This is a genomic window from Ferdinandcohnia jepli, assembly GCF_047246645.1.
Taxonomy (GTDB): Bacteria; Bacillota; Bacilli; order Bacillales; family Bacillaceae_L; genus Ferdinandcohnia.
Genome location: NZ_JBFOKR010000029.1, coordinates 22,665 through 42,440 on the forward strand (window position 1 = coordinate 22,665; position 19,776 = coordinate 42,440).

Annotated in this window: 20 protein-coding genes; 12 read left to right on the forward strand and 8 right to left on the reverse strand. The window is 36.2% G+C overall.

The window, feature by feature from the left end; genetic code table 11:
- The first annotated feature begins 6 nt into the window (after positions 1-6).
- Entirely contained in the window at positions 7-1,152 is a 1,146-nt protein-coding gene (gene spoIIP / locus AB3M96_RS22215) for a stage II sporulation protein P (RefSeq protein ID WP_412969797.1), read from the forward strand.
- Between the two features lie 166 nt (positions 1,153-1,318).
- On the opposite strand, the gene AB3M96_RS22220 is transcribed toward spoIIP, so the two are convergent.
- Positions 1,319-2,479: an acyl-CoA dehydrogenase family protein gene (locus AB3M96_RS22220; RefSeq protein ID WP_412969798.1), complete on the reverse strand. Its 1,161-nt coding sequence runs from the start codon at positions 2,477-2,479 to the stop codon at positions 1,319-1,321.
- A 108-nt stretch (positions 2,480-2,587) separates the two neighbouring features.
- Between AB3M96_RS22220 and AB3M96_RS22225 the strand changes: the two genes are divergently transcribed.
- The 4 genes from AB3M96_RS22225 (at position 2,588) to AB3M96_RS22240 (ending at position 6,063) form a co-directional block, all read left to right on the forward strand.
- Positions 2,588-3,415 carry an aldo/keto reductase gene (locus AB3M96_RS22225; protein WP_412969799.1) on the forward strand — a complete coding sequence of 276 codons (828 nt, stop codon included), beginning with the start codon at positions 2,588-2,590 and terminating at the stop codon, positions 3,413-3,415.
- A 141-nt stretch (positions 3,416-3,556) separates the two neighbouring features.
- Complete coding sequence (locus AB3M96_RS22230) at positions 3,557-4,510, forward strand: ABC transporter ATP-binding protein (protein WP_412969800.1); 954 nt, start codon at positions 3,557-3,559, stop codon at positions 4,508-4,510.
- A gap of 3 nt (positions 4,511-4,513) precedes the next feature.
- A complete protein-coding gene (locus tag AB3M96_RS22235) occupies positions 4,514-5,278 on the forward strand; it encodes an ABC transporter permease (RefSeq protein ID WP_412969801.1) in 765 nt (254 codons plus the stop codon).
- Positions 5,278-6,063, forward strand: coding sequence for an ABC transporter permease (locus tag AB3M96_RS22240; RefSeq protein WP_412969802.1), 786 nt, complete (start codon positions 5,278-5,280; stop codon positions 6,061-6,063). Before AB3M96_RS22235 ends, AB3M96_RS22240 begins: the two co-directional genes overlap by 1 nt.
- A 53-nt stretch (positions 6,064-6,116) precedes the next feature.
- Here AB3M96_RS22240 and AB3M96_RS22245 read toward each other — a convergent pair whose 3' ends face one another.
- Positions 6,117-7,697, reverse strand: coding sequence for a sensor domain-containing diguanylate cyclase (locus AB3M96_RS22245; protein WP_412969803.1), 1,581 nt, complete (start codon positions 7,695-7,697; stop codon positions 6,117-6,119).
- A gap of 543 nt (positions 7,698-8,240) precedes the next feature.
- Positions 8,241-8,579, reverse strand: coding sequence for a YckD family protein (locus tag AB3M96_RS22250; protein WP_412969804.1), 339 nt, complete (start codon positions 8,577-8,579; stop codon positions 8,241-8,243).
- Between the two features lie 328 nt (positions 8,580-8,907).
- Here AB3M96_RS22250 and AB3M96_RS22255 point away from each other — a divergent pair, with 328 nt between their 5' ends.
- Entirely contained in the window at positions 8,908-9,672 is a 765-nt protein-coding gene (locus AB3M96_RS22255; protein WP_412969805.1) for a serine/threonine protein kinase, read from the forward strand.
- A gap of 80 nt (positions 9,673-9,752) precedes the next feature.
- Here AB3M96_RS22255 and AB3M96_RS22260 read toward each other — a convergent pair whose 3' ends face one another.
- Positions 9,753-10,427 carry a phosphatase PAP2 family protein gene (locus AB3M96_RS22260; protein WP_412969806.1) on the reverse strand — a complete coding sequence of 225 codons (675 nt, stop codon included), beginning with the start codon at positions 10,425-10,427 and terminating at the stop codon, positions 9,753-9,755.
- Between the two features lie 147 nt (positions 10,428-10,574).
- Between AB3M96_RS22260 and AB3M96_RS22265 the strand changes: the two genes are divergently transcribed.
- A complete protein-coding gene (locus AB3M96_RS22265; protein WP_412969807.1) occupies positions 10,575-11,777 on the forward strand; it encodes a M20 family metallopeptidase in 1,203 nt (400 codons plus the stop codon).
- Positions 11,778-11,804: 27 nt separating this feature from the next.
- Here the strand turns inward: AB3M96_RS22265 and AB3M96_RS22270 are convergent, their stop codons facing one another.
- The 3 genes from AB3M96_RS22270 to AB3M96_RS22280 form a co-directional block, all read right to left on the reverse strand.
- Positions 11,805-12,530: an EcsC family protein gene (locus AB3M96_RS22270; RefSeq protein WP_412969808.1), complete on the reverse strand. Its 726-nt coding sequence runs from the start codon at positions 12,528-12,530 to the stop codon at positions 11,805-11,807.
- Between the two features lie 102 nt (positions 12,531-12,632).
- Entirely contained in the window at positions 12,633-13,856 is a 1,224-nt protein-coding gene (locus tag AB3M96_RS22275; RefSeq protein WP_412969809.1) for an ABC transporter permease, read from the reverse strand.
- Complete coding sequence (locus AB3M96_RS22280; protein ID WP_412969810.1) at positions 13,849-14,589, reverse strand: ABC transporter ATP-binding protein; 741 nt, start codon at positions 14,587-14,589, stop codon at positions 13,849-13,851. The genes AB3M96_RS22275 and AB3M96_RS22280 overlap by 8 nt, the downstream gene beginning before the upstream one ends.
- A 608-nt stretch (positions 14,590-15,197) precedes the next feature.
- On the opposite strand from AB3M96_RS22280, the gene AB3M96_RS22285 reads away from it, so the two are divergent.
- From AB3M96_RS22285 to AB3M96_RS22300, 4 genes are all read left to right on the forward strand, one after another.
- Positions 15,198-15,623: an HIT family protein gene (locus AB3M96_RS22285; protein WP_412969811.1), complete on the forward strand. Its 426-nt coding sequence runs from the start codon at positions 15,198-15,200 to the stop codon at positions 15,621-15,623.
- A 692-nt stretch (positions 15,624-16,315) separates the two neighbouring features.
- Positions 16,316-17,398 carry a 3-phosphoserine/phosphohydroxythreonine transaminase gene (gene serC, locus AB3M96_RS22290; RefSeq protein WP_412969812.1) on the forward strand — a complete coding sequence of 361 codons (1,083 nt, stop codon included), beginning with the start codon at positions 16,316-16,318 and terminating at the stop codon, positions 17,396-17,398.
- Between the two features lie 119 nt (positions 17,399-17,517).
- On the forward strand, positions 17,518-18,036 hold the full coding sequence (locus AB3M96_RS22295; RefSeq protein WP_412969813.1) for a tryptophan transporter: 519 nt from the start codon (positions 17,518-17,520) through the stop codon (positions 18,034-18,036).
- Positions 18,037-18,156: 120 nt separating this feature from the next.
- Entirely contained in the window at positions 18,157-18,354 is a 198-nt protein-coding gene (locus tag AB3M96_RS22300) for a sporulation YhaL family protein (RefSeq protein ID WP_412969814.1), read from the forward strand.
- A gap of 34 nt (positions 18,355-18,388) precedes the next feature.
- On the opposite strand, the gene AB3M96_RS22305 is transcribed toward AB3M96_RS22300, so the two are convergent.
- The gene (locus tag AB3M96_RS22305) at positions 18,389-19,246 is read right to left on the reverse strand and encodes a peptidylprolyl isomerase (protein WP_412969815.1); all 858 of its coding nucleotides are present in this window, start codon (positions 19,244-19,246) and stop codon (positions 18,389-18,391) included.
- A 296-nt stretch (positions 19,247-19,542) separates the two neighbouring features.
- Here AB3M96_RS22305 and AB3M96_RS22310 point away from each other — a divergent pair, with 296 nt between their 5' ends.
- A complete protein-coding gene (locus AB3M96_RS22310; protein WP_099362462.1) occupies positions 19,543-19,626 on the forward strand; it encodes a YjcZ family sporulation protein in 84 nt (27 codons plus the stop codon).
- Positions 19,627-19,776: the final 150 nt, after the last annotated feature.

Consider the following 19,776-nt stretch of genomic DNA (forward strand, 5'->3'; position numbering starts at 1 on the left):
GGCCGTATGAAACAAAAAACTGAGCGTATAGGTGTACCTAGAATGATTCTTTTATTTATAAGCGTAGTTCTAGCTTGTTTCATTCTTGCAGGTACAGTAGCTACCGTAAACAAAGAAATTATATATTCTGGAAGTGTTGGAAGTACAATTGAAAATCTACCCACTCAGTGGTTACAACAATTAGTTGGGATGGAGAATCATTATTGGAGCGATGGAAATCAAAGTTCTGAAATACTCTCAATGGGATTTGAATTTTTCACAAATATAAGGATTGATGATATTCGTACACTTATCGGAAATGAACTACCGGGATATGCGTTTTTCGACTCTGAAATAGTTGTTCCAGGTGATGGAACTGACTTTTCTTCTCTTCCTTATGAATCAGCTCCACCATTAGATGTGCTTCTTCAGGAAAGAGAAATGGCGGACGAACAATTAGAGGAACTCAACAGAGGAAGTAACTCTAACGACCCACCTGTTTCTTCTCCCTCAGATAAAAATGTATTTGTTTATCATTCGCACAGCTGGGAATCTTATCTCCCTCTACTTGGTCTACCAGATGACGCAGATGAAAACAAGGCAGTTGATGCCAAAACAAATATTACACTAATCGGTGATTTATTAGGAAAGGAACTTGAACAGCGTGGAGTTGGTGCACTTGTTGATAAATCAAATATTGGCCAATTATTAAAAGAGAAGGAGTGGACGACAGGTAAATCGTATGATGTATCACGGTCAATTGTTGAAGCAGCCCAATCCGGGAATAAAAACTTACAGTATTTTATTGATATTCACCGTGATTCTCAAAGGAAAAAGTTAACTACCGCAACTGTTAATGGAAAGTCATATGCAAGACTCGCATTTGTCCTTGGTAAAGAAAACGGCAATTATGAAAAAAACCTAGCCTTTGCAACTGAATTGCATGAAGCTTTGAATAAAAAATACCCTGGACTAAGCCGTGGAATTATCGCAAAGTATGGAGAAGGAGTAAATGGAGTCTACAATCAAGATTTATCACCAAATTTACTTGTTGTTGAAGTTGGTGGAGTTGACAATGATATGAAGGAGTTAAAAAACTCTATAGCAGCACTTGCCGATGTAATTAGTGAGTACTACTGGAAGGCAGAAAAAGTCGATGGCGAATCGGAGTGAGTTATATTTTTGGTTATGCTGGATGTTTGCTACAACGATTATTGCGCTTCTTTATTTGACGCTAACCCTACTAATTGCATTTTTCCTTTCAGGTATAATTATGTGCTGTAAATTACTGATTACCGATATTCAAAAATAACCGCCGGAATTATCCAGCGGTTATTTTTTATTCACTCATTTCCTCAAAGGCTAACGTAGCCAATTTTGCAATTGTCATGTCATCCATTGGAGGATTATGAAGACCTGCTCTGACGTCACGATAATAGCGCTGTAACGGATTTGTTTTTTGAAGACTCTGTGCGCCTACAATTCGCATTGCCTTATCAACTACTGAGATGGCACTGTTTGTTGCTACATATTTTGCAAGCCCTAGTTCAGGACCTAAAGTATCGCGGTTACTCGCTTGATCCCATTTTTCAGCCACCGAATACAATACATGTCTTGCTTGTAGTAGTTCTGCCTCCATCTCCCCTACCATCCGCTGGACATTGGGAATATTTTTAATAGGTCCATTCACACTATTCGGAGAATACTCATTTGCAAATGTAGCTGCAAAGTTTCTGGCAGCCATAGCAATGCCTAAATAACAAGCTGGGATATGAAGTAGCCAGCCACTTGGCTTTCCTTTCATTTCAGGTGTTGCTATTTCCACCAAATCATCTTCTTCTAATACTACTTCATTTAAAACAAGGTCGTGACTACCTGTTCCTCTCATAGAAATTGTGTTCCAGGTTTCTTCCACTTCTACTCCAGGTAAATTTCGATTTACAAGGAATTCCCCTGTTTGGTCTGTTCCCTCAATTGATGCAATTACACCAATATGAGTAAGAACTGGAGCCATAGTAGTGAACGTTTTTCTACCTGTTAATATCCATTTGTTGCCTACCTTTTTAGCTGTTGTTTGTGGCTTCCCACCGCGGGTGGGGCTTCCCGTTTTCGGCTCAGTTGCCGCTCGGTTGAATAACGCACCATTACGTGCTGCTTCAGCCATAAAAACTAGCTTATCCTCTTTCCAGCGTTTTTTCTCAAAAAGGTCCATCATGATCCCAACATGCCAGCCAATTGATAAAGCTGTCGGTCCATCTCCTTGTGCAAGACGCTCCTGCATAAGAACAAATTCATATAAACTTAGCTCCTCTTTGCCTCCATACTCCTTAGGAATAGTAAATGATGTATACCCGAAGTCTTTTAAATCATTGATGTTTAATAATGGGAAATCTCCACTTTCATCATAAGCTGCAGCTCTTTCATGAAAAGTATCAGCAAGGTCACCAATCATTTTATATAAACGCTCTTGTTTTTCTGTTTTGCAAAATGAAACCGGCATAATCACCTCTCCTTACTTTATAGGTTATATCTGTTTATTTTCGTGTAATATATCCATTATACTATTACGTAGTTGATATTGAAAAAACTAAGACTTGGAGGAAAACAAATGCCTACACATATCGCAGATATAACAACACTACATAATGGTGTGAAAATGCCATGGTTTGGATTAGGTGTTTACAAAGCTCAAGAAGGTGAGGAAGTTATCTCAGCTGTAAAATCTGCTATTCAATCTGGCTACAGGCATATCGATACTGCTGCTCTTTATAAAAATGAAGAAGGAGTTGGTCAGGGTATTCGAGAAGCAGGAATACCTCGTGAAGAGCTTTTTATTACTACAAAGGTATGGAATGACGACCAAGGCTATGAAAATACTCTAAAAGCCTTTGATGAAAGTCTTACCAAGCTTGGACTAGAATATGTCGACCTCTATCTTATTCATTGGCCTGTCAAAGGATTGTATAAAGAAACATGGAAGGCGTTAGAATCACTTTATGAATCCGGTAAGGTACGTGCTATCGGAGTAAGTAATTTTCTAATCCATCATTTAGAAGACTTACTTAGTGATTGTAAAATTAAACCTATGGTAAATCAGGTTGAATTCCATCCTTGGTTAACACAAGAGGATTTACAAGCTTTTTGTAAAGAAAACTCAATCCAATTAGAAGCATGGTCACCATTAGCAAGAGGCCAGCTCTTAGATCACCCTACAATTGTAGATATTGCAGAAAAATACAACAAATCTACTGCACAGATAATTTTACGTTGGGATCTTCAGCACGAAGTAATTACAATACCTAAGTCAGTAAAACCCGAACGAATAAAACAGAATGCAGAAGTATTTGACTTTGAGTTATCCACAGAGGACATGGAGGCACTTGATGCGATAAATGAAAACAAACGTACAGGAATGGATCCACGTTCATTTGACTAATGATATGTACACCGTTACTACATAGTAGCGGTGTTCTTTTTTTGGCTAGAACCGACAATTTATCACAATAGTAATTTACACATTTATCCAACTTGTTTATAATAGAATTCTGAAAATTTTTGATTTGAAAGGGGAAATATCTTGAATCCTATTATCGAAGTTTCCAATGTAACAAGAACATACCGACTTCCAAAAAACCAGAAAAAAACAGCCCTAAATGGTATCTCATTTACCGTTAATCAAGGAGAAGTATTTGGTCTATTAGGACCAAATGGAGCTGGAAAAACAACTACTATGAAAATATTAACCACACTCTTAACTCCAACTACTGGTTCAGTATCTATATTAGGAAATGATGTTATCAAGGATGGAGAAAAGATTAGGAAGAGTATTAACTTTGTGTACGGTGGTGAAAGAGGAGTATATGGACGCTTAACAGCGTTTGAGTATATGTCTTACTTTTGCACACTTTATAAAATAAAAAATAAAGAACAAAAAGAGTTAATTGAAAATCTTCTTTTACAAGTAGGCTTAGCAGAAGCATCAGATCAAAAAATACATACCTACTCAAAAGGAATGATTCAACGGTTACATATCGCCAGAAGTTTAATCAATGAACCTAAAATTCTATTTTTAGATGAACCAACAATAGGCTTAGATCCAATTGGTGCAAAAATGCTGAGAGAACTTGTTAAGACTCTCTCAAATCAAGGGATCACTATTATTTTAACCACTCATTATATGCACGAAGCAGACGAACTTTGTGACCGCATTGCTTTTATTAAAAATGGAGAAATCACACTTATTGGTGTTCCAGAGCAAATTAAAGAAGAATGCAATCACCTACACCTATATGAAGCAACAATGAATCTTCATCATGAGCAGGAAATCAACTATGATTCTTTACTTCAAACTGTCGAAATAGATACATTACGTGACTCTTTTAAAATAGTGAGATTCGAAGTACATAATCAAGACTTAACCCTCTCTGATTTAGAAGAACATCTTTCGAAATACGGAGAGGTTTTACGCTTACGAAAACGAGAAATCACTTTAGAAGATGCCTATATCCATCACATGAAGGATGTGGGGTGACCAATGTTGTTTCTCTCACTGTTAAAAAAGGAAATCGCATACTTTACAAACTTTGATAACAAAATGTATCAATTTCTATTATTCTTTCAGCCTTTAGTATTTCTTACAATCTTTTATTTCCTATTACAATTTCGGGAAGGTGTAGACCCTGGCCGTTATGTTGTTGCCTCTGCACTAATTAGTATGTGGAGCTATGTCCTGTATTCATCAGGTTCCGCACTCATTTCACAAAAATGGTCAGAAACATTAAAACTATTGATTGCCGCACCAATTAGCTTATTTACCATCTTATTAACAAAAGCGATTAGTAACTCGTTTATTGCACTTTTAACCATGTTTATTAGTTTTTTATATGCCACAGTGATTTTTAGATTTAACATTCAATTTGAGCACTTCGGTGTTTTCCTTCTCGCTGTTGTTGTATTACTCGCTTCTCTTGCAGTAATAGGTATGATGTTGGCTGTTGTTTTTGCAGCATTTCAAAATGTGTACGATTATCAAAATCTTATTCTAACTCCAATTCTATTATTATGTGGAGTGTTTATACCGGTAAGTGAGATGCCTGCCATACTTCAATGGATTGCATATCTCTTCCCAATGACCTGGGGAATAAAAGGAGTTTATGAATCTATTACAATGGCAAACGGAGTATATTTATCTTTAATTATTTGCTTTGTCTGTAGTGCCTTTTACCTCCTCTTATCATGGGTAGTTATTAAGCGCATGGAATCAGTATTAAAGAATAGTGGAAAGGTAGGTGCCTTATAATGACCTGGTTCAATCGATTTGGATTTACTTACTTATCTTATAAAGCCCTATATTCTTATCAAACTATTCGTCTATTTCTACTGTTTCGTATTCTTGATCCTGTCATGCATTTTTTATTTTTTGCTACCCTAGCAGGTGCCTTAGTCGGAAGTGGTTATCTCTCTTATGTTGTTTTAGGGAATATCGCATACTATACAGCGCACACAATGATTATTAACTTTATGACAATGTTTCGGATGGAAAGACGCTTTGGAACACTCGAATTAAATATAGCAGCCCCCCTTTCTACATTACTGATTATCATTAGAAAATCAGTTGTACCCTTAGTAGATGGAATTCTTGTATTTATTATCGGATTAGGGATTGCTAATTTTCTATTTGATGTTTCCTTTTCCCTTGATTCTCTGGCATATTTAGGGATAACCTTTGTCGTTATGATATTCTCTTTATTTAGCATATCTCTTTTATTAGGGGGTATGGCTCTTTTATTCTCGAATATCAACTTGTTTTTAAACTTAGTATTGGCTTTCTTTCAAGTATTTTGTGGAGTTAACTTTTCGGTTACACTGTTTCCGACGTCTCTGGAACATTTCGCACGACTCCTTCCTCTCACACATAGTATCGAAGCACTTAGATTCATCCAAGGTGGTACATTCGACAGTGTATCTTCTTTACTCTGGACTGAGGTAAGAATTGGATTCGTTTATCTGATTTTCGCAATTTTTCTAGTGAAGATTATGGAGACTGTTGCTAAGCGAAACGGAGCTCTATTAAAGGATGTGTAACAGAAAAACACTCTTACTCTAGGATTTAAACCAATTTGTAAGAGTGTTTTTCTTTATTTCATTACCAATAAATTGGTTGTACCGTTATAAATAGTTGACCGATTTCTCCCAGCAAATTTCGAATCATATAGTGCATTATCTGCTCTTTCAACAATTGGTTTGTAATGTGTATCTTCTGGATAAAACTCAGTTATTCCTATAGAGATAGTAATCTTATGTCCTGTAGGATTGTCTTGTTCTGCAAACAATGTACGTAGCTTTTCAGCAACTACGAAGGCTTCTTTTTGATTTTTCCCCTTAAGTAGAAGGCCAAATTCCTCTCCACCATAGCGAAAACATACATCCCCCTTTTCAGCTACTGATTTCATCAGCGTAGCGAGATGCTTTAACACATCATCACCAACTAGATGTCCATATGTATCATTAACCTTTTTAAAGTAATCTAAATCTAATAAGATGATAGAAAATAATTCTCTCTTCTTAACCAAATCACTAATAACAAGATCAAAGGTTCTTCTGTTGGCCAAACTGGTTAAACCATCCAATTGAATCTGATTATTCAATAAATCAAAGTAGTTTCTAATCGAATCATATAGCTCACGTATTTCATAAATACTAGATTTTGTTATAATTTTCTTTAACGGTATCGTAGAATTTTTACGATTACTTGCCTCTTCAGACAATCGAGCTAACATATTAATTGGTTTAGATAGGTTATTCGTTACTAACCAAGCAAAAATAATAATTAATAAGAGTAACGGTAAAGAACGAAGAAGCATTTTCTTCGTTAAGCCTTGTAAGGGTCCTTCAATTACCGCGATAGGTGTTTGTGAGACAATTCCCCATCCAGTACTCTCAACTTGTGCAAAACCCGCAAAAAATTCATTACCTTCCGTGTTCGTAATTTGCATTGATCCATATTCACCTTTAACCACCTTTGCAACTACACCATTGCGAATAACACTAGCATTTATCCTTTCAGGGTTAGGGTGAAAGATAATTTTGCCAGAAGAATCAACAACGTATACATAAGAACCATTTTCATAATCGTGATTATTTAGCATGCTTTTTAGCACATTATCACTTTCTAAATGGATTGTTCCACCAATTAGTCCTTCATACTCTCCATTTTGGTTAAAAATAGGAGCCGAAATGAGTAGTATTAACTGTCCCGATGTAGCTTTGTATGGTTCTGATATAGAAGGTTGTTTTGTCAAAAGAGCATTTTTTACTGTTTGAGATTCTATCTTTGTGCCGACCTTGACCTGTTGTTTAAATTCTACAACCTTAGGGCTTATTATTTGAATAACTCCTTCATGATCTGTGACAAAGACTGAATTAAATTGATTACTATTGGCCTTTTTCCAATCATCCATCTCCTTCTGGGTCAAATTATGGCTACCAATAATCTTACCCAGGCTTGTTATATTGACTAGCATTTGATTTAGTAAATCGCTTGTACTTGAGGATAGTTTCTTTGCATACATAAAATTGCTTTCCATATAGTTTTCTTTCAGTGTTTCTTTCAGTGCGAGTCTTGAGGAGAATAAACCAACAATAATTGTCAAAATCAGTGTAACGATAACCAATAAACCAAATGCTAGCTGAAGCTTCATTCCTCTATTTTTCAACATTTTCTATACCCCTTTAGTAAAAAAGACCTATAAAAACAACATAATTTAGTAGATTATAAGTTCGTTCCCTCTTGAACAATTTTACAAGTGAATTTTTATCATAACCGACTGTGAAAGTAAGTAATATATTAATAGGTAATTTATCCTAAACTTCCAAAAAACGACAATACTCTTATAAATTTTAGCAGTTTTTCTTAAGGGCGTATATCATTTTAATTGTATAATTATATTTTCAGCAATAAGTGTCGAAAAGTAACTTTTCCCTGGAAAGAACAAAAGCGCAAGCGCCTTGATCAGCCCCGACAAGCGCTGGAACCCCGACGAGGAGGCTCGAAAAAAAGCTAAGCTTTTTTCCTGCGAGGATTAACCTCACGAAGCATTCCTTAGTGTTGCCGCCGCAGGAGGGGTGAAGCGACCTCGAGGGGCTAGGCGCTGGAGCTGGACTTGGATAACTTTTTTGAAGTTATCAACATCATAAAATTTTATAATTTCCTAAACAACAAAAAGACCTCAGCAGCTTTTGCCAAGGTTAATTACCTACTATTAATTTTTATCTTTTCCTTTAGCATCCTTCTCCCACTTTTCGTGGTGCATTGGTAAATAACCATGCTCTTTCACTTTGCTATAATGCTCTTCAAACCATTTTAACCTTTTATCTGCTTTTTCTTGCGTTAGAACACCATACTCTACATATTTGTTAATAATTTTCTTTTTTGTTTCTAAAAGTTCTAGGTAGATGGCATCAAGTTCCTTTTTTTGAGCATCAGAAAGCTCAACCATAGGTTTTTCATCTTTGCTATCCATTTCAGCACTTGCGAGATTACCACCCACTAAAGCGAATGCGAGTAATAGCAGCAAACTTACAGGCAAAAACTTTTTCATATTATTCCTCCATTCATTATTACTAAAAACGTTTATAGTATCTTATATACTTTTTGTTTTATACCCATAAATTTTATCTTCAGGAAACAATTGCTAACATTTTTTTGTAACTTAGGCTCACTTTTAACGTATATAAAGTATACGTTCCAACCTTAAGGAGGTAACCTATGCTAAAGAAAATTATTAAGGCCGTTTTAAAGGAAGCCATTAAAAGTCCTAAGAGATCCCATTATTCTAGTAGTGATTACAAATACAAACATAAAAAACATTCCCATCTAGGACACCATTATTACAAAAAGAGCTATAAGAAAAAGTTCTTCTCAAGCTGATGAATTTACTTACAAGAGTTCGTGAGAAGGTACATCAGCCTGGGACACTATTGTTGGGCTATAGCATTCATTCTGTTATTGGGATGGGAAGTTATGGTGTACTATATCTTGCTACCTCACCTAAAACGAATAAACAGGTTATCATTAAACAACTTAGGTGTCGTAAGCTTACCAAAGCTGGAAGAGAGTCCTTTAACACGGAAAAAGAAATCTTGATCAAATTGTCGCATCCTTCTTTACCGAAGCTCTTGGATTCTTTTACTTACTTAGGAAAACCATATCTTGTGATGAGTAAAGTTTACGGAGATAACTTGGATAAACTGATCTTTAAAGAAAAGAAACTATTTTCAAAAGAGGAGAGCTTCCTGTTACTAGAAGAAGTAGTAAAGGTTGTTCAGTATTTCCATAATAACGGAATTGTTCACCAAGACCTTCGTCCACCCAACATTATAGTAGATGGTAGGAAGATAGGTATTATTGATTTTGGTTTAGCTGATTTTATTAACCTAGATACGGAACTTCCCTCGCCATCTTTGATGAGAGAAAAGCTTCCTAAAAGCGATTTTTATGCACTGGGACATACCTTGCTTTTTGTTTTGTATTCTTCCTATTCTCCGAGTTCAAAGAAAAAAAGGACATGGGAAGATGAACTAGACTTATCGAAAGAGGAAAAGCATTTTATTCGCAGGTTATTACAAATTGAGGAACCTTTTGAAAATGTGGCTGAGGTATTGTTAAATTTACATCTAATATTGAATCGATAAATACTTAAAAGGCAGCCCTTCATTGGCTGCCTTCTTTATTCACTGTTTTTAATATGTATGGTTGACCTTCAACGTTTTCCTTACAATAATTTCTTCTTACTTGGGATTATTTTATTTAGATACGTATAAAGCATAATACACCCAACTAAAAAGACAAATCCAAATGCGAAGCCGCCAAATACATCTGAGGGATAATGTGCATTTAAGACAATTCGACTGAACCCAATATTAAAAATTAGGATAGCGGTTATTCCAGCAACATAAAGCCTCGCTTTCTTGTTCGCAAGCTTTGTAATGATGTAATAGCCTATAAATCCATAAAAAGCTAAACCGACCATAGCATGTCCACTTGGAAAACTAAAGCCTTCTGCATAAATCCCCGGGTCAAAGGATGGTCTTTCTCTAGCTGTGACTTCCTTCAGCCATTTATTAAGTTGATCTCCACCAATTACAGCGATTGCTAGAATTATCATAGCTGCGTAATCCCTAAACTTCCACCAAATAAGTAAAAGAGAGAGCACAAATAAACTTCCAATGCCCATTACCGAGCCCAGTTCAGTAAATAATGTAAAAATACCAATTATAATTGCATTTTCTGTAGCATGAAACATTGAAGAAATAGTGCTGTCACCTACTACTTGTCCGTTTTTCAATTGTAATAAGATAGAGGTAATTATTGCCACCGAAACGATAATACCAAGTAATATCAATCGCATAAACTTAGTGTTTTCAACCTTTTTTTGTTGTATCTCCAATCATTAACACCTCCCTACAGTTATAGTAACAGATTTATTGTAAAAAAATAGGTAGTTTCGAACCTAAATAACACATTAAAACATTTCCCCGTGCTATAATTTATCGTATAAAGCATTAGAAAGCATAAGATGAGGGGAGAAAAGTTCATGTTACATAACTTATTTAATCTTTTAGAATCCAATTATTCTGAGATGGTTGATATTCGTCGTTATTTACATCAACACCCAGAAGTGTCATTTAAAGAATATAAAACGGCAGAATATATTGCAAACTTCTATGAAAAATTAGGTATTGAAGTAAGAACAAATGTAGGTGGCAATGGTGTTGTTGCAAAGATTTATGGAAAAAAGCCTGGACAAACTGTTGCACTACGTGCTGACTTTGATGCTTTGCCAATTCAGGATGAAAAAGATGTACCATATAAATCAACAGTTCCTGGTGTTATGCATGCTTGCGGTCATGATGGCCATACAGCAACATTATTAGTTTTAGCCAAGGCGCTATATGAAATAAAGGATCAGCTTGAAGGAACAGTCGTTTTCATTCATCAACACGCAGAGGAATACGCTCCTGGTGGGGCAATTGCTATGATTGAAGATGGCTGTTTAGAGGGCGTGGATGTTATCTTTGGTACTCATCTATGGGCAACTGAACCGACCGGAACGATCCAATACCGCGTTGGTCCAATTATGGCTGCAGCAGATCGTTTCGAGGTAACCATTCAAGGTTCTGGTGGTCATGGTGCACATCCTCATACAACAAAAGATGCGATTGTAATTGGCTCACAGCTTGTATCAAACCTGCAGCAAATCGTAAGTAGAAGAGTTGATCCAATCGAATCAGCAGTTGTTTCAGTTGGATCGTTTATCGCTCAAAACCCATTTAATGTAATTGCAGATACAGCAAAACTAGAAGGAACCGTTAGAACCTTCAATGAAGAAGTTCGTTCACAGATTGAATCCGAAATTGAGCGTGTTGCAAAAGGAACTTGTTTAGCAACAGATTCTTCATACAGTTATTCATTCCATCGTGGCTATCCAGCAGTTGTAAACCATAAAGAAGAAACAGAAATTCTTGTAGAAACTGCAAAGCAAGTACCAGAAGTGACCGAAATACAAGAAAGTGCACCACAAATGGGTGGAGAAGATTTTGCATATTACCTTCAACATGTAAAAGGAACATTCTTCTTTACTGGTGCAAAACCTGTAAATTCTACTCTTGCATACCCACATCATCATCCTAAATTTGATATTGACGAAAAAGGTATGCTTGTTGCAGCTAAAACACTTGGAGCAGCAACATTGCAGTATTTAACTCAATCCGCTAAATCAGAAGAAGCTACTGTCTAAAAGAAAAGCCAAGTAACGGTTTACTAGTTACTTGGCTTTATTATTGTTTAATACTCGAACCCGATAGCAGTTTTTTGCAGTCTCACCAAGATGCTCTAATAAATTATAATTCGCATATGCTCCAATAACTGCACCAATACCCGGTAAGATTTGAAGTAATTTCACCAGGTCTATATAGTCCCGGTATTCCTGTTGAAATACGCGCCAGTCCACCTCAGCTAACCCCTTCTTTTTCTCCTCCCAGTGTTCAATAATATTTAATGTGTGTTGCTTGTGCTTTTCACTTGAAAAGGCCAATTGGAAAATGTGTAAAAGAAATAGGCGTTCCTCATAGTTTTTTGTATCAAAACCATGAATGGCCGCAACTTCAAAGAGAAACTTCATTTTAATCGTTAATAGCAAAGGAAAATCTGCAAGTGAGAGAAGAATCCCCCCTGCACCTGTCCCTGCTCCTTCGGCTGCTGCCGTTCTCTTATAGATATTTAGTTTCTCTGCGATTATCTTTTCCTTTTCTTCAAGCGTCATATTAATCGGGTAAGTTGCTCTTGTCGTATACTCTGACCCGATCAACGTTGCTTGAATCATCTTTTTAATGCTCTCTGTGACAATTTGATGTGCTTTTTCTGGAATGAGGTCATTGATTTTCACTTGTGCTTTTTTAGAAAAACGATGTAGCATCGTTGACTTTTTGATCATCTTTTTACGCCATTGAAATAGTTCTTCTTCAACTATCGCCAAATACGGATCGCTCATATTTTTCACCCTTCTTGGTTGGTTTAGTTGTACGGGCCTGACTCTCTAAAAAAAGATATAATAAAAATACGAAACCATTTTAAAAAGGTTTCGCATCTCTATTTAGATACGTGATAATTTTTTTACCTTAGCTTTTACATATAAGTAAACAAATACATACACAAATAAAATACCGGCAACCAATAGTAGGATGGAGAAACCTAGTTCTAATGTAAATAGTAAAATTACCGTATATAACAAACATTGAACAATTAATAGTGAAAACAGCAATTGTAAGTATGAAGACAGCTTTGCCTCTTCATTTACAGGATACAATTGAACCCATATCTTCAAACTATGGTGTCGCCAAAGAGTTATCAGCTGATAACCTGTGAGATATAAGAACAAAATCATCACAAATGCTTTTCCATATTGATAAGGTACGAAATATATAACAAGTCCTCCAATAATCGAGAGTCGGATATATAGTCCCAAGTAATCACTTGTCCTTAAAAATGTCCTCGTATATAGGTATTTAAATGTATTTTTCTTCGAATACATAATGAAGCCAGTTACCCAATTCAACCAAGCTCTCTTCTTTACGCGTTCTTTGAGCTTTGGAACATCAGTGAATAAATTTGCTAAACGGTAAAAAGTAAGCATTCTTTTTGATTCCAGATCAATTAGTGTATTCCATTTTAGACCCTTGTTATCAGCAGCCTTGTGGAAGTATAAAAGCAGTCCTATCATAATCACCAATATACTGCCTACAAATAGAATTGATGCTCCTGCAAATAGTAAATACATTAAGACAATATTTATGACAGCTCTAATGGAGACATCCAGATAATAAGCTGATTGCTCCATAAAATACTGCGAAAACCAACTAAGCAGGAGATTCCAGGCCTTCGTTACTAGAACAATCATAAATATTGAAAGTAATGAAGAAAATGGCCGATTAGTTGCAGCTAAATACATTGGTGCAGCAACTGCAAAAAGAAATAATAGAAGATAACTTTGTGAAACAAGACTATACCAAAATGCTTTTTGAAAATATGGGGTAAGCTTTTTCTCAACTGGCAATAAAAATACAAGATCCGGTTCTTTAATATGTGTTTGAATACGGCTATTTGTAAGAACCAGTCCTAAAACAAAACCAAGGATAATAGCATACGGAAAGTTTTCAGGAATGTCCTGCAGCCAGGAATTATAATAAAATGCACCACCGCCTCCAAGGAAGAGAAGCGCAATTAAAAGATGGTCGTTTAACATATAGCGCAAGTATCTGCTTATTTCCTTAAAATGTTGAATTGATCTCTTTTTCCACAGCTCTTTTACATCAATCATTGTCTTCTTCCTTTGTTAAACGGATATAAATATCGTCTAAAGTTGCGTTTGCCATATCAAACTGTGAACGCAAATCCTGCAATGTACCAGATGCACGTACTTGTCCATTATGTAGGATAATAAAAGAATCACAATACCTCTCAGCAGTAGCCAAAATATGGGTTGACATCAGTATACCTGCACCTTGGGCTTTCATTTTGTTCATTAACTCAAGAAGAGATTGAATACCTAACGGGTCTAAACCAACGAAAGGTTCATCAATAATATAGAGGGATGGTTCAACCAAGAACGCACACATAATCATAACCTTTTGTTTCATCCCTTTTGAAAAGTGTGCCGGGAAAAATTTAAGCTTCTTCTCCATTCTAAATTCTCTTAATAATGGAGTGAGTCTTTTTTCGAACTCCTCTTTTGGTAATCCATACGCCATTGCTGTTAATTCAAGATGCTCATACAAGGTTAACTCATCATAGAGAATCGGTGTCTCTGGGATAAAGCTAAACATGGAACGATACCCTTCCATATCCTCCTCAATTGACTTGCCGCTTATCTGTATCGACCCTTTTTTCGGTTCCATTAACCCAATAATATGTTTAATTGTGGTACTTTTACCTGCACCATTCAGTCCAATTAAACCTACAATTTCATTTTTATTTACTTGGAAGGAAACATCCTTTAAGACAGGGTTTCTTGTATATCCACCGGTAACATTTTTTATCTCTAACAGTGCCATTTGAAGCTCCCTTCTACATTACTCATTTCTCTTAATCATATCAAAAATTGGTAATATTACCTAGTCAAAACTCCCTTACTTTTTTGTATATATCTAAACCAAAAAGCCATACTAATTTATGAAGAGGGCAAGACAAAAGCTTGATGGTGACAAATCATCTATCTGAGATGAGGTGTTTGTTAAAGACAATATCCTTATTTTAGACGTTCGCTTTTAAAAGTGTTATAAGGGGATGGTCACTTTGGGCAATGTGAGAGAAAACCAGTTCGAAACAAATAACCAAATTTAACTATAAATGAGGTGTTTGTTAAAGACTATCTACCCGTACTATAAGTTGTGAAACTTATACTATAATAAGGGGATGGTACGCTTGAACTATGGGATTGACTCACTCCATTAGATAAAACAACCTTTCATTCTTAATAAAATGAGGTGTTTATCAAAGACAATCAAATCTTATAACCAATGCCCTTCTTCAGAGCAGGATGCATCCTTTGCGATGGCATCCTGTTTCTTTTTATTCTATGCAGGATATGAAAATTTTAACATTTTAAAATCATATGATAGAATATTTAGTAAAACAATGGTTGGAAAGGATGATGTACAAGATGAGCGATTGCATTTTCTGTAAAATAATTAATGGTGACATACCAAGTGCTAAGGTATTCGAGAACGAACACGTTCTGGCATTCCTAGATATCAGTCAAGTTTCAAAAGGACATACCCTTGTTATCCCAAAAGTACATAAAGAAAACGTATTTGAACTGACTAATGAACAAGCTCGAAACATTTTTGAGGTCGTACCTAGTATTGCAAATGCGATCAAAAAAGAGTTTAATCCAGTTGGGCTGAATCTCTTACAAAATAACGGAGAGCAAGCAGGCCAATCTGTGTTCCATTTCCACATGCACATCATTCCGCGTTACGGTAAAGGTGATGGCTTTGGCGTAGTTTGGAAGTCCCATGAAAACCAATATTCTGGGCAAGCTTTACAGGATATTGCATCAAAAATTTCAGAATCGATTGAGAAATAGTATTTAGTAAGAGTGAGACGCTTTGGTGGCGTCTTTTTCTTTTGGGTGTGAGTAAACAAACACGCACAAATATGTCAGCGAGGGCCGCAGACTCACAGTTTTCACTGGAGGTAAACTATGGGCCGAGAAATTGTAATTTTGGCTAGTGCTACTTTTTGGCTTTTTCTACCGATCTGGCTCTTGCTGTACACCTTTTGCTTGGGTTCTGGTTTTCGTGTATCGCATCTGGCTTTTGCGATACACCTTTTGCTTGATTTCCGGTTTTTTTTGTTTGGTGCTCGCTACCCTTTTTAACCTAAGCACCACTCGTATCTTCCTTCTTCGGGTGGCGCTTGATACCTCTTTGCCCCAAGCACCACACGCATCTTCCTTTTTCGGGTGGCGCTTGGCACCTTTTTACCCCAAGCACCACCCGTATCTTCCTTTTCCCTGTGGCGCTCACTACCACTCTAACCCTAGCATCACACGCATCCTCCTTTTTCGGGTAGCGCTCGGTACTGACTAAGCCCCAACCAGCCCCATCTTCCTCTCTCATGTCCGTGAATCAATGTATTCCCAAAACTAACTCCCTAAGCTATACAAACCGAAACACCTTTTGAATATTTGAAAAATAAACTCTCTATATCTATAAAAACATGTTATAATACTTAATATTTTAATCATGTAAAGCAGTAAACTGAGGAGGAGATTATTTGAAACGTGCCTATAATTTCAATGCAGGGCCATCTGCGTTGCCTTTTGAAGTGTTACAAAGAGCACAGGCTGAGCTTTTGAACTTTAACGATACAGGTATGTCTGTGATGGAACTGAGTCATCGAAGTAAGGAGTATGATAAAGTTCATCAACATGCCATTACAGATTTAAAAACCCTTTTACGAATTCCAGATAACTACCATGTTTTATTTTTACAAGGTGGGGCTAGTCTCCAATTCTCCATGATTCCACTAAATTTTTTATCATCTACGTCTACTGCAGATTATGTTCTAACTGGTTCCTGGTCTGAGAAAGCTTTAAAGGAGGCTCAAAAAGTAGGCTCAACTACAGTCATTGCATCAACCGAACATAATCATTATTCCTATATTCCTGAGATATCTGCGAGCAGCGCTTCCTCAAATAGCAGCTATGTACATATTACTTCAAACAACACCATTTACGGGACTCAATGGGAATCTTACCCAAATTTCTCTCAAGTTCCTCTGATTGCAGATATGTCTAGTGACATTTTAAGTAGAGAGATTAATGTTGAACAGTTTTCCATGATTTACGCAGGAGCACAGAAAAACTTAGGCCCATCCGGTGTAACTGTTGTCATTATCAAAGATGAATTTCTTCAGAAAGCAAACGAGAATATTGCAACTATGCTCGATTATAATACGTATGCCAAATCGAATTCTCTTTATAACACACCACCTACCTTCTCAATTTACATGCTTTCACTCGTTTTGGATTGGGTAAAAGAACAAGGCGGTGTACCTGCAATAGAATCAAAAAATAAAGAGAAAGCTAACATTTTATATCAAAGAATCGATGAGTCAGATGGTTTTTATAAACCACACGCTGAACTTGGGAGCAGATCGACTATGAATGTAGTTTTCACTTTACCAAGTGAAGACTTAACAAAAAAATTTCTAGCTAAGGCCAAAGAGCATGGTTTTGTTGGACTAAGTGGGCACCGTTCAATCGGTGGTTGTCGTGCTTCTATTTACAACGCAGTACCATTGGATACTTGTGAAGCTTTGTCCGATTTTATGAGGGTGTTTAAATCTGAAAATTAGCTTCAAATGAATCTATGAGTCTGCTATACTTATTAATAAGATTTTCGCAATGGGCAATGAGTGCATCATTGGAGAGTCTTACAAAATAATAGCTTAGAAAAGCTGAGGAGAGATGAGAAATGAATACGAAAGTACTAGTGTTTTTATCATTATTAATTGGAATGGGTGCTGTTTTGCATGCTGCAATGCCAGGTATCTATCTTGGTATGAAGCCTGATTTGTTGTTAACCATGATGTTCCTTGGAATTATGTTGTTTCCTGAAAAGAAATACGTTTTGCTTGTTGCAATAGTAGGTGGAATCATTTCAGCAATGACCACTACATTCCCGGCAGGCCAAATTCCAAACATCATTGACAAACTTGTAACAGCCTTTGTATTTTACGGACTATTTACATCCATAAGAAAATACAATACCTCCATTGTAATGATTAGTGCTATTACTGCAGTAGGAATTTTAGTTTCAGGATTTGTCTTCTTAAATTCTGCGCTTCTTATTGCTGGTCTACCAGGAACATTCCTTTCACTGTTTATAGGAGTTGTTATTCCTGCAACTGTTATGGGAACAATTGCTATGGCAATTATCTATCCAGTTGCTCAACAGATCATCAAGCGTACGAAATTTACAGTTAGTGCTTAATTGTAAGCAACTCCAATCTTCTGATTGGAGTTTTTTCTTTTGTAAATCTATTAATTATTGTGATAAGTCTACCTCTCTGTTCATATAGTAGAAGTAAAAGTAGGACAAGGGGTGGTAAGGATGGTTTCAATTCCGTGGTTTGTATATGTGGCTCTTTTTGGAGTACTTTTTAGTGCCTACATGGTGATACGTACAACAAGAGAAGAAAAACTAGAAGAAAATTCCTATATCGAGCAAGAAGGTAATGTTTATATTGAGAGAATGAATGAAGAACGTGAAAAACGTGGAAAACACGTTAAAAAGCCAGAAGCAATGTGAAAAAGGGCCCCATCAAGGGCCCTTTTACTATTAATTATTCAGTTGGAGCTTCAGTTGTAAATAAGTCTTTAAAATCTTTGTCCTTAACTTTTACATCAGCATTTTCGATTGCTTTATCTAATGCTTTTGTAAGTGCATCTTGATTAGTTTGTAATAATGCAGTACGGATTTCAGATTTCTCTGCGTCTTCCATCTTGTCAAAGTTCTCCACTACACCCGTTACTTTAATGATATGGAATCCATAGTCTGACTCAACGATTTCACTAATTTCATCTTTCTTTAAAGCAAACGCTGCTTCTTCAAATGCTGGAACCATTTGTCCCTTTGTGAACCATCCTAAATCTCCACCAGCTTGTCCAGATCCATCATCAGAGTATTCCTTTGCTAATTCTGCAAAGTCTCCACCATCAGCAAGCTTTTGTTGAACTTCTTTAATCTTTGCTTCAGCTGCAGCTTTGTCTTCTTCTGATGCATCTTCAGCAACACGAACTAAAATATGACTAGCTTTAATTACTTCGCCATCTTTAACTTCGATTTCATCCATTGCTGCCTTTTCCTTTAATAGGTCAGAACGAAGGATTTCGCGAACAAAATCTTCCCCATTTTGAGCAACGATTGCATCAAATTGAGCACCTAATTGTGCTTGCATTTCATCATATTTTGCATCTACTTCTTTATCTGTTACTTCATATTTCTCTGATAATACCTTTGTATAAACTAAATCCTTAAGGATTGCATTTCCTGCTTGATCCTTCATTGCATCATAAAGTTCTTGTTTTGTAACATTTCCAGCACTTGTTTCAACAAGTACTTCTGAATCATTTGCATTATTACATGCGCTCAACGCAAAGATGCTTGCTGCCGCTGTTAGAGCGATCATTGTTTTTTTCATTATTACACACTCCTATTATATCCGTTTTTATCTATTGTTGTTGTACAAGGGTACAACAGATACTATAACATACTTTTAAAAAAGAAAGAAAACATTTTCGTAAGAAATTCCAAAAAGTAGGACATTCACACAGTCAAGAGTTTGTTAGCGGAATAGGATACATTGAGCATGAAAAATGGTTTAATTAGCCATTTTCATCATGTGAATTAAGAAAATTATCAAAGGCGAGACAAACGCCTATTCGTTCACAAATGTGGTTGCATAAAATACAGTATTAACACACAGGAGGTGTTATTATGGGTCACGGATACGCTGGTGGATTCGCGTTAATTGTCGTGTTATTCATTCTTTTAATTATCGTAGGCGCAGCTTGGTTCTAAAAATGGCTTAAACGCCTAATAGAATTAGCTAACGATGAAGTTGATTAAAAGTATGTAAAAAGGATGACCAAATTAAAATGTACCCTATAGAATAGACACTTAAAAAAAGTGCTCTTTCTATAGGGTATTTTTTGTATAATTTAAAGTACA

What these genes read in the sequence shown, in the direction of transcription:
- AB3M96_RS22285 (WP_412969811.1), top strand. Translation starts at nt 15,198, where the DNA reads ATGAGCGATTGCATTTTCTGTAAAATAATTAATGGTGACATACCAAGT.
- AB3M96_RS22245 (WP_412969803.1), bottom strand. Translation starts at nt 7,697, where the DNA reads ATGTTGAAAAATAGAGGAATGAAGCTTCAGCTAGCATTTGGTTTATTG.
- AB3M96_RS22295 (WP_412969813.1), top strand. Translation starts at nt 17,518, where the DNA reads ATGAATACGAAAGTACTAGTGTTTTTATCATTATTAATTGGAATGGGT.
- AB3M96_RS22250 (WP_412969804.1), bottom strand. Translation starts at nt 8,579, where the DNA reads ATGAAAAAGTTTTTGCCTGTAAGTTTGCTGCTATTACTCGCATTCGCT.
- AB3M96_RS22280 (WP_412969810.1), bottom strand. Translation starts at nt 14,589, where the DNA reads ATGGCACTGTTAGAGATAAAAAATGTTACCGGTGGATATACAAGAAAC.
- AB3M96_RS22300 (WP_412969814.1), top strand. Translation starts at nt 18,157, where the DNA reads ATGGTTTCAATTCCGTGGTTTGTATATGTGGCTCTTTTTGGAGTACTT.
- AB3M96_RS22265 (WP_412969807.1), top strand. Translation starts at nt 10,575, where the DNA reads ATGTTACATAACTTATTTAATCTTTTAGAATCCAATTATTCTGAGATG.
- AB3M96_RS22220 (WP_412969798.1), bottom strand. Translation starts at nt 2,479, where the DNA reads ATGCCGGTTTCATTTTGCAAAACAGAAAAACAAGAGCGTTTATATAAA.
- AB3M96_RS22310 (WP_099362462.1), top strand. Translation starts at nt 19,543, where the DNA reads ATGGGTCACGGATACGCTGGTGGATTCGCGTTAATTGTCGTGTTATTC.
- AB3M96_RS22225 (WP_412969799.1), top strand. Translation starts at nt 2,588, where the DNA reads ATGCCTACACATATCGCAGATATAACAACACTACATAATGGTGTGAAA.
- AB3M96_RS22275 (WP_412969809.1), bottom strand. Translation starts at nt 13,856, where the DNA reads ATGATTGATGTAAAAGAGCTGTGGAAAAAGAGATCAATTCAACATTTT.
- AB3M96_RS22235 (WP_412969801.1), top strand. Translation starts at nt 4,514, where the DNA reads ATGTTGTTTCTCTCACTGTTAAAAAAGGAAATCGCATACTTTACAAAC.
- spoIIP (WP_412969797.1), top strand. Translation starts at nt 7, where the DNA reads ATGAAACAAAAAACTGAGCGTATAGGTGTACCTAGAATGATTCTTTTA.
- AB3M96_RS22270 (WP_412969808.1), bottom strand. Translation starts at nt 12,530, where the DNA reads ATGAGCGATCCGTATTTGGCGATAGTTGAAGAAGAACTATTTCAATGG.
- AB3M96_RS22240 (WP_412969802.1), top strand. Translation starts at nt 5,278, where the DNA reads ATGACCTGGTTCAATCGATTTGGATTTACTTACTTATCTTATAAAGCC.
- AB3M96_RS22305 (WP_412969815.1), bottom strand. Translation starts at nt 19,246, where the DNA reads ATGAAAAAAACAATGATCGCTCTAACAGCGGCAGCAAGCATCTTTGCG.
- AB3M96_RS22255 (WP_412969805.1), top strand. Translation starts at nt 8,908, where the DNA reads ATGAATTTACTTACAAGAGTTCGTGAGAAGGTACATCAGCCTGGGACA.